Source organism: Gemmatimonadaceae bacterium, assembly GCA_019752115.1.
Lineage (GTDB): Bacteria > Gemmatimonadota > Gemmatimonadetes > Gemmatimonadales > Gemmatimonadaceae > Gemmatimonas.
The window spans coordinates 117,545-130,767 of the sequence record JAIEMN010000003.1 but is presented as its reverse complement, the minus strand read 5'-3'; the positions used below and the strand labels follow the sequence as shown (position 1 = coordinate 130,767).

Below are 13,223 nucleotides of genomic sequence, written 5' to 3'. Positions count from 1 at the left end.
GCGCCTCGTGCGCGACGGCGCACGCCAGGAACGGCGCGCCGCGGCGGCCGCGGAGGCGCGCGGCGCGAGGGCGGCGGTCGACATGATGCGCGCCTCCGCGAATGATCTCGTCCTCATCTCGCCCGTCTCCGGCATTGTATCGAGCCGCAACGTGGAGCCCGGCGAGGTGCTGACGGCCGGCCAGAGCGCGGTGACGGTGGGCCAGCCGTCGCGCCCATGGGCCCGCATCTATGTCGGACCGACCGTCCTGCCGCGCCTCAGGAGTGGCGACACGCTGCTGGCGCAGCTCGACGGCGATACCACGCACTTTCGCGGGCTCGTCACGGCCATCGCGACCAAGGCCGAATACACGCCGCGCGTCGCGCTCACAGAGCAGGAGCGCGCCGATCTGCTCTTTGGGGTGAAGGTGGAATTCGCCGATACCACGCAACGGCTGCGCGCGGGGTTGCCGATCACGGTGACGCTCCCGCCGCATCGCTGACCGGCGTGGCCGCCCCCACTGACGCGGTGGTGCATACGGAGGCGCTGCACAAGCGCTTCGGTGATCTCATCGCCGTGGAGTCGCTCGACCTCGAGATCCGGCGCGGCGAAGTGTTTGGCTTGCTCGGCCCCAACGGATCGGGGAAGACCACCACGATCCGCATGCTCTGTGGGCTGGTGCTGCCCACGAGTGGATCGGCGCGCGTGGCCGGCTTCGACATCGCCACGCAGGCCGAGCAGGTGCGCACACGCATCGGCTACATGTCGCAGCGCTACGGCCTGTACGATGAGCTCACGGTCGGCGAGAACCTGCGCTTCTACGCGTCCGTGTACGGGCTGGTCGGGCGGGAACGTGAGGAACGGCTGGCTGTGCACACCGAGCGGCTGGGGCTCACGCCCCGCGTTTCACAGCGCGCGGGCACCTTGAGCGGCGGATGGAAGCAGCGGCTCGCCCTCGCCTGCGCCACGGCTCATCACCCCGATCTGGTCTTTCTCGACGAGCCCACCGCCGGCGTGGACCCGGCCGCGCGCCGCACCTTCTGGCAAACGATCTACGACCTCGCGCAGGACGGCACGACGATTCTGGTGACGACGCACTACATGGACGAAGCCGAACGGTGTCAGCGGCTCGCGTTCCTGAGTCGCGGCGCGTTGATCGGCCTGGGCACCCCGCGGGAGATTACCGAGCAGTTCGGCGCGAAGACGGTGGAAGACGTCTTTGTGCAGCTGCAGGAGCAGGACGCCAACTTCACCGGCGTCTACACGAAGGGCGCGGCCTCATGAGCTGGCGCGATCGCGTGCGTCGCTGGACCGCGTGGCCGATGCTCTGGAAGGAGTTTCTGCAGCTGCGGCGCGACCGCATCACGTTCGCCATGATGACCGGTCTGCCGGCGATCCAGCTCTTGCTCTTTGGCTACGCGATTCAGACCGACGTGCGCAAGCTGCCCACCGTGGTCGTGGATGACTCGCGCACGAGCGAAAGTCGCGCGCTCATTCAGGTGCTGGAGAACACCGACAACTTCAAGGTGATCGCCCGCGTTCCCGACCGGGTGGTGGCCAAACGCTGGATCGAGCGGGGCGCCGCGCGAGTGGCGCTGGTCATTCCGCCAGAGTATCAGCGTAATATCCGCGGCGGGCACACCGGCGTGGCGCAGCTGCTGATCGATGCCGCCGACCCACAGTCGAGCGGAGCGGCCATCTCCGGTGCCCAGCTCGCGGCCGCCGCGCGCTTGCAGCAACTGCTAGCGGCGCGTATCGCGGTGACGCCGCCGGTCGAGTTGCGCGTGCGCCCGTGGTACAACCCGGCGCAGAAGAGCGCCGTGTTCATCGTGCCGGGTATCGTGGGCATTCTGCTCACGATCACCATGACGCTCATCACCAGCACCGCCATCGTGCGGGAACGGGAGCGCGGCACGCTCGAGCAGCTCATCGTCACCCCGATTGGCAAGGCGAGCCTCATGCTCGGCAAGCTCGTGCCCTTCGTCATGGTGGGCTACGTGCAGATGACCGTGGTGCTGGTGCTCGGCGTGCTGTTCTTCAAGATCCCCATCGCCGGCAGCCTGCTGCTCCTCTACGCGCTCGCACTGGTGTTCATCGTGGCGAGCCTGGGCGTGGGGCTGCTGATCTCAACCGTCGCCAAGAGTCAGGTGCAGGCTATGCAGCTGAGCTTTTTCTTCATGCTGCCGAACATCCTGCTGTCGGGATACATCTTCCCTCGCGCGGCGATGCCGCTCCCGGCGCAGTATGTGGGGTTGGCGCTGCCGCTCACGTACTTCCTCGACATCCTGCGCGGCGTCCTGCTCAAGGGCGTTGGGGTCGGCGACTTGTGGCGGCAGCTCGTGGCGCTCTCGGCGGCGGCGGTGCTGCTCTTTACGGTGAGCGTGCGGCGGTTCTCCAAGACCTTGGATTGAGCTGACGTGGGTTTGAACAGATCACGCAGAGAAAAGGGGGAAAAAGAGAAATCCCCGGCGGCGCTCGGAGCGTGTCGGGGATTTCTCCCTTTCCCATTTTCTCTATGTGGTCAGTTCTCACGAATGCCCGCGCACGGCGTGTGGCCGATACGGCGCCTCGAGCAGTGCAATCTCCTCAGCGCTCAGCACCACATCCACCGCCGCGATGGCATCATCGAGCTGCGCCAGCTTGGAGGCGCCCACGATCGGCGCCGTGACGACGGGCTTCGAGAGCAGCCACGCCAGCGCGACCTGCGCCATCGGGATGCCGCGTCCTTCGGCAACGGTGCGCACGGCTTCGACGATCGCCCAGTCGTTCTCGTCTTCGTACAACGTGTGCCCGTAGGTGTCCGTCTCGGCGCGCGTGCTGGCGCTGCGGTCGGTGATCGAGCGACGGGTACCGGCCAGCAGGCCCCGCGCGAGCGGTGACCACGGGAGGGCACCGACCCCCTCGGCGAGGCAGAGCGGAATCATTTCCCGCTCCTCTTCGCGGTAGAGGAGGTTGTAGTGGTTCTGCATCGTGGCGAAGCGCGCAAAGCCCTTCGCGTCGCTCGTGCTGAGCGCTTTCGCGAACTGCCACGCCCACCCCGAGCTCGCGCCGATGTAGCGCACCTTGCCGCTCTGCACGAGATGATCGAGCGCGGCGAGCGTTTCCTCGATCGGCGTCTTGGGGTCGAAGCGATGGATCTGGTAGAGGTCGATCGTCTCGATGCCGAGCCGCTTGAGGCTCGCTTCGCACGCCTGCACGATGTGCTTCCGCGACAGGCCGGCCATGTTCTGTCCAGGTCCCATGGCGTGGAACACCTTGGTGGCGATCACGATCTCCTCGAGCCGGGCGTACTCGCGGAGGGCGCGCCCGGTGACCTCCTCGCTCACTCCCAGCGAGTACATGTCGGCGGTATCGAAGAAGGTGATGCCGGCTTCGACGGCCTTCTTGAAGAAGGGACGGGCCTCGGCCTCGTCGAGCACCCAGGGGCGCCAGGCGGAGGTGCCGTAGGTCATGCAGCCGAGGCAGATCCGGGAGACGGACATCCCGGCGGTGCCGAGGGTCGTGTAGCGCATGGGCCGAACCGGAAAAAGGCAGAAACAGGGACCTCGGGGTCCCGAATTGGGAACCGAACGGGCCGTACGTCGCTAGAATCTACGAAGCCTTTCGACCCTCAACTGGCCGCCGCATGCTGATCCGCCGTCCCGACGACATTCCGAGCTCCGAAATCACCCCGGAGTCGCTGTACCAGAACCGCCGCGCCTTCTTCGGCACCGCCGGCGCGATGGCGCTGGGGACGGTCCTGGCACCGGAGGCGCTCAAGGCGCTCAGTGCGACCGGGGCCGGCCAGGAGGAAAAGCCCAACTCGTACGACGACATTACGTCCTACAACAACTTCTACGAGTTCGGGACCGACAAGGAGGATCCGGCGCAGAATGCGCAGGGGTTCAAGACGACGCCCTGGTCGGTGACGGTCGAAGGGCTGGTGAAGAAGCCCCGGCCGTTCACGCTCGATGAGCTGATCGGCAAGCTGCCGGTGCAGGACCGCGTCTATCGCATGCGCTGCGTGGAGGCCTGGTCCATGGTGATCCCGTGGAACGGCGTGCAGCTGCGTGACGTGATCAACCGGTGCGAGCCGTTGCCGGGCGCCAAGTTCGTGGAGTTCACCACCCTGTTCGACCCCCGCCGCATGCCGGGGCAGAAGAGCCCGGTGCTCCCCTGGCCGTACAAGGAGGGGCTCCGGATGGATGAGGCGATGCATCCGCTCACCCTGCTGGCCACCGGGATCTACGGGAAGGCCTTGCCGCCGCAGAACGGCGCACCGCTCCGCCTGGTCACGCCGTGGAAGTACGGCTTCAAGGGGATCAAGTCGATCGTGAAGATCCGCTTCACGGACAAGATGCCCAACACGACCTGGAACGACGCCAACCCGAGCGAATACGGGTTCTACGCGAACGTGAACCCCACGGTGGACCACCCGCGCTGGAGTCAGGCCAAGGAACGGCGCATCGGTGAATTCCTCAAGAGGAATACGCTGATGTTCAACGGCTACGCCGATCAAGTGGCGTCGATGTACGCGGGCATGGACCTCCGGAAGAACTACTGATGCGGCGTTGGCTTCGGCCGGCGTTGTGGGTGCTGGTGATTGCCCCAATTCCGGTCATTGTGGCCTTTTTCTTCCTGGGGCAGTTGGGCGCGAATCCGATTCGCGAAGTCGAGCACATGACCGGCGAGTGGGCCCTCCGCTTCCTCGCGGCGTCGCTGGCCATCACCCCCCTGATGCGGATCACGGGGGCGGGGTGGCTCGTGGCCGAACGCCGTTTCCTGGGGCTCGCCGCCTTCTTCTGGGCGTTGGGGCATCTGCTGGTCTACACGGTCCTCGACTGGTTCTTCGACTGGGCCGAGATCTGGAAGGACATCCTGAAGCACTGGTACGTGACGCTCGGGATGCTGGCCTTCCTGCTGCTGATTCCGCTGGCGTTGACCTCCACGAAGGCGTCGATTCGCCGCCTCGGCGGCAAAAGATGGACTCGACTTCATCAGCTGGTCTACGTGAGCGTGGCGGCCGCCTGCCTGCATTTCTTCTGGGCAGTCAAGAAGGACCGAAGCGAGCCGATCCTATATGCATCGGTCGTCGCTGCACTCCTCGCCTCCCGGTTGGTGTGGCGAGGAGGGCGGCGACCGTCGGTGCGTACGACACCTGGGAATGCGGCGACGGAGCCGACGGGGTGACGACGGACCGGGCGGCCCCGACTTTCGTCGTGGGGCAGCCTTCCCTGGACGTCACTCGACATGCCCCTCGCGACCGACGCCACCGTGCGTCGACCCGAACAACCGACTGAGCCGGAAGCACCGAGCGCGCCGCGAGGCGATGCGACGGTGCGTGCTGTGGTATTCGGGCACCGGCCGGATCGGATGCTGCTCGGGGGGCTCATTGGCTATGGTGCACTCCTGACGGCGTGGCTCGCGTCGGGGCGCGAGACCAGCGCGGTGGTGCGCGGCGCGAGTGCGCTGCTGCTCCTGCCGCTGGTGCTGGCCGCCGTCACGCTCGCGCTGCACGCGAGCCGAGAACTTGCCCTCGATCGCGGCACGCGCCGCTTCTGGCGGATCGCCGCCGCGGCGATCGCCCTCCTCCCCATTGAACTGTTCCGGGATGTGCTGGGCGGTGCCAACTGGCCCATCGGGCTCGCCGGCCCGCTGACCCTCGCCGGTCCGCTGCTCTTCCTCGCCGCGATGTGCTGCCTGCCGAGCGCACCGCGCCGTGGCATCGATCGACTGCGTCTCGCGCTCGACGTTGTCACCGTGGCCGCCGGCGGCGCGCTGCTCACGTGGTACACCGTAAGCGAGACCACGCTCTCGGACGTGGCGCGCGCCCGGTACGCACTGCTCCATGTCGAAGCCGTGCTCGATGTGGTGGTGATCGTGGTGCTGGCCGCCTTCTGGCGGCGCACGGTACTGCAGCATCGCGCCAACGTGCTGGTGCTGTTGGCTGGCGTGTTCGTCGTGCAGTTCTTCGGCCACGTTGCCGCCGCGGCTATCCAGCAGGATGGGGCGATCGGCGTGATGCAGGTCGTGAGTCCGGTGGCGATGGTCATGCTCGCCGCGGCCGGCTGGCTCGCCAGCGCCACCGTATTGCATCGCGAACTGCGCCCGGTGTCCAAACGCGTGGACCTCGCGACCACCGCCATTCCCTTCGCGGCCGCGCTACCCGGCGTCGTGCTGCTGACGAGGCATGTGCTCGATGAATCGAGCCCGTCGCTCACCGTGCTCCTGCTGGGGGCGCTGGTGCTCATGGGGCTGGCCTTTGCCCGCCAGTGGGCGGTGACGCGCGAGGCGGTGAGCCTGCTGACCGAAAGCGCGGCCCGCGAGAACGAGGCCCGCTTCCGCGCCCTCGTGCAGCACTCGAGCGACGTCATCATCATCGCCGATCCCGACGGCACCATTCGCTATGTGAGCCCCTCCATGGCCACGGTGTTCGGTCATGATCCGGCGCGCCTGTCGGGAACGTCGCTGTTCGACCTGCTGCACGACAACGACCGCAAGGTCGCGCAGGCGTTCCTCGCGGAGCTGACGCGGGTGCAGTACCGCCCCGAGGCGGCGTCGCCGGGAGTGCTCAAGCGCGAATGGCGCCTGCGCCACGCGAGTGGTGGGTGGATGACGGTGGACAACGTCGGCACCAACCTGATGAGCGAGCCGGTAATCAACGGGCTCGTGCTCAACACGCGCGACGTGACCGAGCAGAGCCAGATCAAGCAGCAGTACATGCACCAGGCGTTTCACGATCCGCTCACCGATCTCGCGAACCGCTCGCTGTTCCTGTACCAGGTAGGGCACGCGCTCGCGCGGAGCATGCGCCATGGCAATCACGTCGCCGTGCTCTTTCTGGACCTCGACAACTTCAAGAATGTGAACGACTCGCTCGGCCATGTGGTCGGCGATCGTCTGCTGGTGGACGCCGCGCGGCGCCTGTCGCTCTGCGTGCGCGATACCGATCTCATTGCGCGTCTGGGTGGCGATGAGTTCGCGGTGCTCGTGGAAGACTGTGCCAATGACGAGGATGTGTTCGTCGTGGCGGATCGCATTCACACCGCCTTGCAGCGCCCGTTCACCTTGAGCGGCAAGGAAGTGTTCGTGAATGCCAGCATCGGCATCGCGCGCGCCTCTCAGGGCGAATCGAGCGACGATGTGGTGCGCAACGCCGATGTGGCCATGTACGTGGCCAAGACCCGCGGCAAGGGACAGGTCGCAATGTTCGAGCCGGCCATGCACAAGGCGGCGCTCGACCGCCTCGTGGTGGAGGCGGGTCTGCGCATGGCGATCGATCGTGAGGAGTTCTTCCTGCAGTATCAGCCCATCGTGGAGCTCACCACCGGGCAGATCATCGGTGCCGAGGCCCTCGTGCGCTGGATCAGCCGCGATCGCGGGCTCGTGTCGCCCATGACGTTCATCCCCATCGCCGAGGAAACGGGGCTGATCGTGCCGCTCGGGCGCTGGGTGCTGCGCCGTGCCTGCCGTGAGGCGCAGAAGTGGACCCGCGAGCGCAACCAGGCGCTGCGCATCACCGTCAACCTCTCCGGCCGCCAGCTGCAGGACGCCGCGATCGTGGAGGACGTGGCAAGCGCGCTCGAGGAGTCGGGGCTCGATCCGTCGCAGCTGACGCTCGAGATCACCGAAAGCATGCTCATGCAGCACACCGACGTCTCGATGACCCGGCTCACGGCGCTCAAGGCGCTCGGCGTGTCGCTGGCTATCGATGACTTCGGAACCGGTTATTCTTCCCTGAGCTATCTGCAACGCTATCCGGTCGACATCCTGAAGATCGACAAGGCGTTCGTGGATGTGATCGACAAGGGAGGCGATGGACCGGTGCTCGCGAGCGCAATTGTGGCGTTGGGAGAAACGCTGCGGATGAATACGGTGGCCGAAGGGATCGAGACCGAGGCGCAGCGCGCCCATCTCATCTCCCTCGGCTGCGAGCTCGGTCAGGGCTACCTGTTCTCGCGTCCGGTGGACGCCGAGGATTTCTGGGAGCTGCTGGCTACGCGGGGCGCCAAGGCGCCGTTCGTCGCGCGCAGTAAGTACGCTGCGTAAGGGCGGCGCGACGGCGCGCCCGATCACGGCGTCAGCCCCGGTGACCCGGCATGACGCGTTTGTGGTGTCCGCGCCCGGGCTTGCTCCGCTCGTGGCCAGCGAGGTGTCGGCGATCGGTCTCACGCCTCGCGAGGTGACGCCCTCGGGCGTTTCGGTCTCGGTTGATGACGCGGGGCTCTTTGCGCTCAATGCGCAGCTACGGATCGCCTCGCGGGTGATCGTGCGGCTCGCCGAGTTTCCGGCGCGCGACTTCGCCTCGCTCGAGAAGCAGGCGGCGCGCGTCGCGTGGACGCGGGTTATTGCGGCGGGATCGTCGGTGCGCCTGCGGGTGACCTGCCGCAAATCGCGGCTGTATCACTCCGATGCGGTGGCGGAGCGTGTCGCGCGCGGCATCACCGGTGCGGTCGCGAATGTTTCGGTGACGACGAAGGCACGTCCCGACGAAGACGATGAGGCGGACGACGCCCCCAGTCAGCTCATTGTGGTGCGCTTCGAGCGTGACGTGTGCACGATCAGCGCCGACAGTTCGGGGGAGCTGCTGCATCGCCGCGGCTGGCGACAGGCCGTGGCCAAGGCGCCGCTGCGCGAAACGCTGGCCGCGGCGATGCTGGCCGGCATGGGCTGGCGTGGCGAGCGGGCGCTGGTCGATCCCTTTGGCGGGTCCGGGACCATCGGCATCGAGGCCGCACTGATCGCGCGCAGCATCGCGCCGGGGCTGTCACGCGGTTTCGCGATGGAGCAATGGCCGGGCGCCGACGCCGCGCGCTTCGCGGCCGCCCGCGCCGCCCTCCGCACCGCGGTACGCCCCAGCGCGGGCGTGCCGATCGTCGTGCGCGATCGCGATGCGGGCGCCGTCACCGCCGCGCGGGCGAACGCCGAGCGCGCCGGCGTGGCCGCGGACCTGGTGATTGAGCAGGAGCCGCTGTCCACGCTGGATCTCGCGGCCATCGCGCCGCACGGCCTGCTGTTGACGAATCCGCCCTATGGCCTGCGCGTCAGCGACGGCACCGATCTGCGCGGGCTCTTCGCGCGGCTCGGCGACGTGTTGCGCGCCGGCGGACGCGGGTGGCAGCTGGGCCTGTTCATGCCGGCCGACAAGGCGCTGTTGGGCCAACTCAAGCTCCGCACCACCTCCAAGTTCCGCAGCTCGAACGGGGGCATCGCCGTGGAGCTGTTGGCGACGACGTAAGTTGCTCCGCGCGGCCGTCAGGCCCGGAAGTAATCGCCGCGCCAGTTCTTGATCGCCTGCTTGATCTCCTTCTGCGTCATCGACGGATTCGCCAGCACCTTGTTGACCAGCTCCGGCAGCTCGGCGTCCGACGCGAAGCGCAGCGCGATGTAGTGACGCGGGGAAAAGGTTGATTCAGCCTTCGCGGCAATCTCTGCCGGCAAGAGCTTCGCGTAGCGCAGCTGCTCTTCGAGGCGGATCAAGCGGTCCTGGACGCGCAGCGGAGACAGACGCGTGACCGCCACGAGCCCCGTGATCGCGAGCGCGCCCACCAGCGCGTACGCCGTATCGTTGCCCGGATTACTGATCAGGCGCTTCACCGTCCACACGAGGTAGATGAGCGAGATCGGACTCGTGAAGTAGTGATACGCGGGCGTGAACTGCGCGTGATTCTTATACGACTGGCCGGAAGGTGCCATGGTATTTCTCTCGTCAGGAGTGGGTGGCGAGGAGCGTGTCGATCAGATGCACTGCCAAGCGGAACCGTTCATCCCATGATCCGCTCACAACCTGAACCGGCGCACCAAGACGCGCCAGCGTGTCCACGAACAGCTGCTGCACCTCGTCGCGACGGTCGCCCCGGTCGCGGATGCCATCATGCACCCAGGGGACATCGATATCGAGCAGCAGGTACAGCGCCGGTCGCCGCTCCACCGCCGCTTCTTCGATGAACTGCGGGCAACGTCCGAAGTAGTGGTGGCAATAGGTGACGGTACTGATCAGATCCGTATCCTGAATCAGCAGGCGATGACCGGCCTCGTTGGCCCGCGCGATGTAGCGGTCCTCGAGGGCCATCTGCCCCTTCGCGATGGGCCCATGATCCCGGAAGTCGAGCGGTGCGCCTTTCTGGGCGGCGTACTCCCGCACGAACTCCGGCACGGTAAGTACACCGTAGTGCGCGGCGAGCTGGGCGGCGAGGGTCGTTTTTCCTACCGACTCGGAGCCGGTGAGGACGACGCGCGTCGGGGGTGTCATCGGAGGCGCCCGTGTGGGGGATGGGTCGTTGTCTCGCACAGAGGCACAGAGCCCACAGAGATGTCACAGAGAAAAACAATGGTTGTTCTCTGTGTCACCTCCGTGCGCGTTGTGCCTCTGTGCGAGACAACGACCCGTCCGCTCATACAGAGCCCTCCGCAGCGCGCGCCGAGCGCCCCCACTGCACGTAGCCGAGGATCGCGAGGCCGAGGAAGACCGTGTAGAGCACGGCGGTGAGCGGCAGGTGCCGGTTGATGAACAGCCCGATGTACACCACATCCACCGCGATCCACAGCAGCCAGTTCTCCAGCAGTTTGCGCGTCATCATCCACTGCGCCACGAGGCTGGTCGCCACGAGCGCGGCGTCGAGATGCGGCATGGCGGCGCCCGGGAGGCGCTTGGTGATGCTGCTGAGCGTAAACCAGGTCACCACCGCGATCACCACGAGGATGCCCCAGAGCCGCGTGGAAGTCCGGGTGACCACGACCGCTTCGTGCTGGGGGCCGCCGCGGAGCCAGTGATACCAGCCATAGAGCGACAGCACGAAATACACGACCTGCAACCCCGTGTCGCTGTAGAGCCCTGTGCGCGCGAAGACCACCATGTAGAAGACGGCGTTGAGCACCCCGAGCGGCCAGCTCCAGATGTTCTCGCGCGTCACCAGCCACACGTTCAGCACGCCCGTGATGAACCCGAACAGCTCGGCGCACGAGGACCCGTGGGCCGTGAGCCAGGTGCAGAGGGCGTCGTACAGGCCGAGGAGGCTGGTCATAGGCAGGGAAGCTAATTACCGTTCGGGCACATGACCGGGGTGCCGGCGCCGCCAGTGAGCGCAGGCTGAGAAAACACCCGCAGAACCTGATCCGGTTCGTACCGGCGTAGGGAGTCCAACGATGCTACATCGCATGCACGCGCGCCTCGGGCGCGCGCTGCGGCGTCGTCTGAGCCATGGCTCAGCGGCTGCCGCGCTCTTGGTGTCCGCCAGTTCGTCGCTCAGCGCGCAGATCCGTCCGGACTCGGCCGCGGCCGACAGTGCCAAGGCCGCCGCTCGGAAGATCGAAGGCGTTTTGGTCCAGGCCATCCGCGCCGGCGAGGCTGCGCCGATCGCGCAGAAGACCATTACCAAGGCCGCCATCGAGCAGCGGCACTTTGGGCAGGACGTGCCCCAGCTGCTGATGAACGCCGCACCGTCGATGACGTCGCATACCGAAACGGGCACGCTCTGGGGGTACAGCTACCTCCGCCTGCGTGGCCTCGATCAGACGCGCATCAACATCACGATCGATGGCGTGCCGCTCAACGATCCCGAAGATCAGGTGCTGTACTTTGCCAACTTCGCGGACCTGATGAGCAACGTGCAGAGCGTGCAGGTGCAGCGTGGCGTCGGGACCAGCACCGCCGGCACCGCCAGCTACGCGGGCTCGATCAACTTCGAGACCACCCCGGTGGCGCGTCGCGGCCGCAGTGGCGATGCCGAGCTGCAGATCGGATCCTTTGGCGCCCAGCGTGCCACGGTGGGTTTCAACACCGGGCTCACGGCGAATGGCTTCGCCGCCTATGGCCGCGTGAGCGCCCTCCGCACGAACGGCTATCGTGATCATTCGGGTGTCATGGGGCGCAGCGGCTTCCTCGGGGCGGGCTGGTTCGGCAAGCAGGACATCGTGAAGCTCACCGCGCTGGTCGGGCTCCTCGCCGACACGCTCTCATACACCGGCGCCACCAAGGCCGAACTTGCGAAAAATTGGCGCTACAATCCCCTCGGTGTGGATGAGCGCGACAAGTTCGGCCAGCAGATGGTGAGCCTGGCCTGGTCGCACGCCCTCACGAACGGCGGCACCTTCAACACCACGCTCTACCGCAACTCTGCGGCCGGCAGCTACGACTATTTCGATGGTCCCGATCGCTACCGGTTCAATCTGCAGCACTCGTGGTACGGCGCCACGAGCGCGCTCAACGTGGAGCGTGGCGACTGGGCGCTGCACACGGGCGTGAACGCCAACACGTATCGGCGCTATCACCGTGGCTACCTCCAGCCGAGCACCACGCTGTACGACAACAACGGCGAGAAGCAGGACGCGAGCGCGTTCGCCAAGGTGACCCGCACCGCGGGCAAGGCGGCGCTCTTCCTCGACCTGCAGGGGCGCGTGGCGCACTTCGCCTACAACCCCGATGCGAACGCCAACATCACCGGCCCGAGCATCACCTGGCGCTTCTTCAACCCGCGCGCCGGCGTGACGTATCAGCTGGCGCCTGGCCTCTCGGCGTTCGCGAGCTACGGCCGCACCACGCGTGAGCCGGCGCGCAGCGATCTGCTCGCGGGTGACGATGATCTCAACAGTTCCAACTTTGCCGACTACGGCGACTTCACGCGCGTGAAGCCCGAGCGCCTCGGCGATACCGAGATCGGTCTGACGCTCAAGCGGTCCACACTCGACCTCTCGGCGAATGTGTACAGCATGGACTTCACGAACGACATTGCGCGCATCGGCGCGCCCACGGCGAGCGGTTCCATCCTGCGCCGGAATGTCGGGGCCAGCTACCGCCGTGGCCTCGAGGTCGATGCGGCCTATCGCGGCATCCGGCACGTCCTGCTTGCTGGCAACGCCACCTGGAGCACGAACCGCATCAAGCAGTTCACCGACTCCTCCCGCGGCACGCCGGTGGTGCGCCGCAACGTGGAGCCGCTGCTCACGCCGCGCTTCATCTCGTCGCACCGCGTCGAAGTCATGCCCACCACGGCCACGATGTTCGGCCTCGAAGGGCGCTACCAGAGCCGCGCCTTCCTCGACAACACGTCGAGCCCGGACCGCGTACTCCCCGACTACTACACGGTGGACGCCACCGCCCGCTACACACTGGGTCGCACGACGTTCACGCTGCGCGGCCAGAACCTCGGCGACACCCGCAAGTTCGCGAGCGGGTCGGTGTCGGGGTCGGGAAAGGTGCGGTACTTCATCCTGCCGGCGCGGGCGCTGTTCCTGACGGCGTCGTTTGACTTCTGAGCGGCGATGGG

At 66.9% G+C, this 13,223-nt stretch carries 12 protein-coding genes and 1 riboswitch; of the genes, 8 read left to right on the top strand and 4 right to left on the bottom strand.

Annotated features, from left to right (window positions below; all coding sequences use genetic code 11):
- From K2R93_01760 to K2R93_01750, 3 genes are all read left to right on the top strand, one after another.
- On the top strand, positions 1-481 hold a 481-nt coding region (locus K2R93_01760), incomplete at its 5' end, for an HlyD family efflux transporter periplasmic adaptor subunit (protein ID MBY0488542.1).
- A gap of 5 nt (positions 482-486) precedes the next feature.
- Positions 487-1,263, top strand: coding sequence for an ABC transporter ATP-binding protein (locus tag K2R93_01755; protein ID MBY0488541.1), 777 nt, complete (start codon positions 487-489; stop codon positions 1,261-1,263).
- Positions 1,264-1,301: 38 nt separating this feature from the next.
- Entirely contained in the window at positions 1,302-2,390 is a 1,089-nt protein-coding gene (locus K2R93_01750) for an ABC transporter permease (GenBank protein ID MBY0488540.1), read from the top strand.
- A 117-nt stretch (positions 2,391-2,507) separates the two neighbouring features.
- Here the strand turns inward: K2R93_01750 and K2R93_01745 are convergent, their stop codons facing one another.
- The gene (locus K2R93_01745; GenBank protein MBY0488539.1) at positions 2,508-3,491 is read right to left on the bottom strand and encodes an aldo/keto reductase; all 984 of its coding nucleotides are present in this window, start codon (positions 3,489-3,491) and stop codon (positions 2,508-2,510) included.
- Positions 3,492-3,604: 113 nt separating this feature from the next.
- Here K2R93_01745 and msrP point away from each other — a divergent pair, with 113 nt between their 5' ends.
- From msrP to K2R93_01725, 4 genes are read left to right on the top strand one after another with little or no spacing between them, the layout of a single operon-like run.
- A complete protein-coding gene (msrP, locus tag K2R93_01740; protein ID MBY0488538.1) occupies positions 3,605-4,522 on the top strand; it encodes a protein-methionine-sulfoxide reductase catalytic subunit MsrP in 918 nt (305 codons plus the stop codon).
- The gene (locus tag K2R93_01735; protein ID MBY0488537.1) at positions 4,522-5,148 is read left to right on the top strand and encodes a sulfoxide reductase heme-binding subunit YedZ; all 627 of its coding nucleotides are present in this window, start codon (positions 4,522-4,524) and stop codon (positions 5,146-5,148) included. Before msrP ends, K2R93_01735 begins: the two co-directional genes overlap by 1 nt.
- A gap of 60 nt (positions 5,149-5,208) precedes the next feature.
- Entirely contained in the window at positions 5,209-8,007 is a 2,799-nt protein-coding gene (locus K2R93_01730) for an EAL domain-containing protein (protein ID MBY0488536.1), read from the top strand.
- 40 nt (positions 8,008-8,047) lie between these two features.
- Entirely contained in the window at positions 8,048-9,196 is a 1,149-nt protein-coding gene (locus K2R93_01725; protein ID MBY0488535.1) for a hypothetical protein, read from the top strand.
- Between the two features lie 17 nt (positions 9,197-9,213).
- On the opposite strand, the gene K2R93_01720 is transcribed toward K2R93_01725, so the two are convergent.
- From K2R93_01720 to pnuC, 3 genes are all read right to left on the bottom strand, one after another.
- Positions 9,214-9,654 carry a hypothetical protein gene (locus K2R93_01720; GenBank protein ID MBY0488534.1) on the bottom strand — a complete coding sequence of 147 codons (441 nt, stop codon included), beginning with the start codon at positions 9,652-9,654 and terminating at the stop codon, positions 9,214-9,216.
- A 13-nt stretch (positions 9,655-9,667) separates the two neighbouring features.
- Positions 9,668-10,210: an ATP-binding protein gene (locus tag K2R93_01715; GenBank protein MBY0488533.1), complete on the bottom strand. Its 543-nt coding sequence runs from the start codon at positions 10,208-10,210 to the stop codon at positions 9,668-9,670.
- 142 nt (positions 10,211-10,352) lie between these two features.
- Entirely contained in the window at positions 10,353-10,982 is a 630-nt protein-coding gene (gene pnuC, locus K2R93_01710) for a nicotinamide riboside transporter PnuC (GenBank protein MBY0488532.1), read from the bottom strand.
- Positions 10,983-11,007: 25 nt separating this feature from the next.
- A riboswitch (TPP riboswitch) is annotated at positions 11,008-11,112 on the top strand.
- Here pnuC and K2R93_01705 point away from each other — a divergent pair.
- Positions 11,104-13,212: a TonB-dependent receptor gene (locus K2R93_01705; GenBank protein MBY0488531.1), complete on the top strand. Its 2,109-nt coding sequence runs from the start codon at positions 11,104-11,106 to the stop codon at positions 13,210-13,212. (Overlaps the previous riboswitch by 9 nt.)
- Positions 13,213-13,223 lie beyond the last annotated feature (11 nt).

Coding starts and splice junctions, on each gene's coding strand:
- K2R93_01750 (MBY0488540.1), top strand. CDS start 1,302: ATGCTCTGGAAGGAGTTTCTGCAGCTGCGGCGCGACCGCATCACGTTC.
- K2R93_01745 (MBY0488539.1), bottom strand. CDS start 3,491: ATGCGCTACACGACCCTCGGCACCGCCGGGATGTCCGTCTCCCGGATC.
- msrP (MBY0488538.1), top strand. CDS start 3,605: ATGCTGATCCGCCGTCCCGACGACATTCCGAGCTCCGAAATCACCCCG.
- K2R93_01735 (MBY0488537.1), top strand. CDS start 4,522: ATGCGGCGTTGGCTTCGGCCGGCGTTGTGGGTGCTGGTGATTGCCCCA.
- K2R93_01730 (MBY0488536.1), top strand. CDS start 5,209: ATGCCCCTCGCGACCGACGCCACCGTGCGTCGACCCGAACAACCGACT.
- K2R93_01720 (MBY0488534.1), bottom strand. CDS start 9,654: ATGGCACCTTCCGGCCAGTCGTATAAGAATCACGCGCAGTTCACGCCC.
- K2R93_01715 (MBY0488533.1), bottom strand. CDS start 10,210: ATGACACCCCCGACGCGCGTCGTCCTCACCGGCTCCGAGTCGGTAGGA.
- pnuC (MBY0488532.1), bottom strand. CDS start 10,982: ATGACCAGCCTCCTCGGCCTGTACGACGCCCTCTGCACCTGGCTCACG.
- K2R93_01705 (MBY0488531.1), top strand. CDS start 11,104: ATGCTACATCGCATGCACGCGCGCCTCGGGCGCGCGCTGCGGCGTCGT.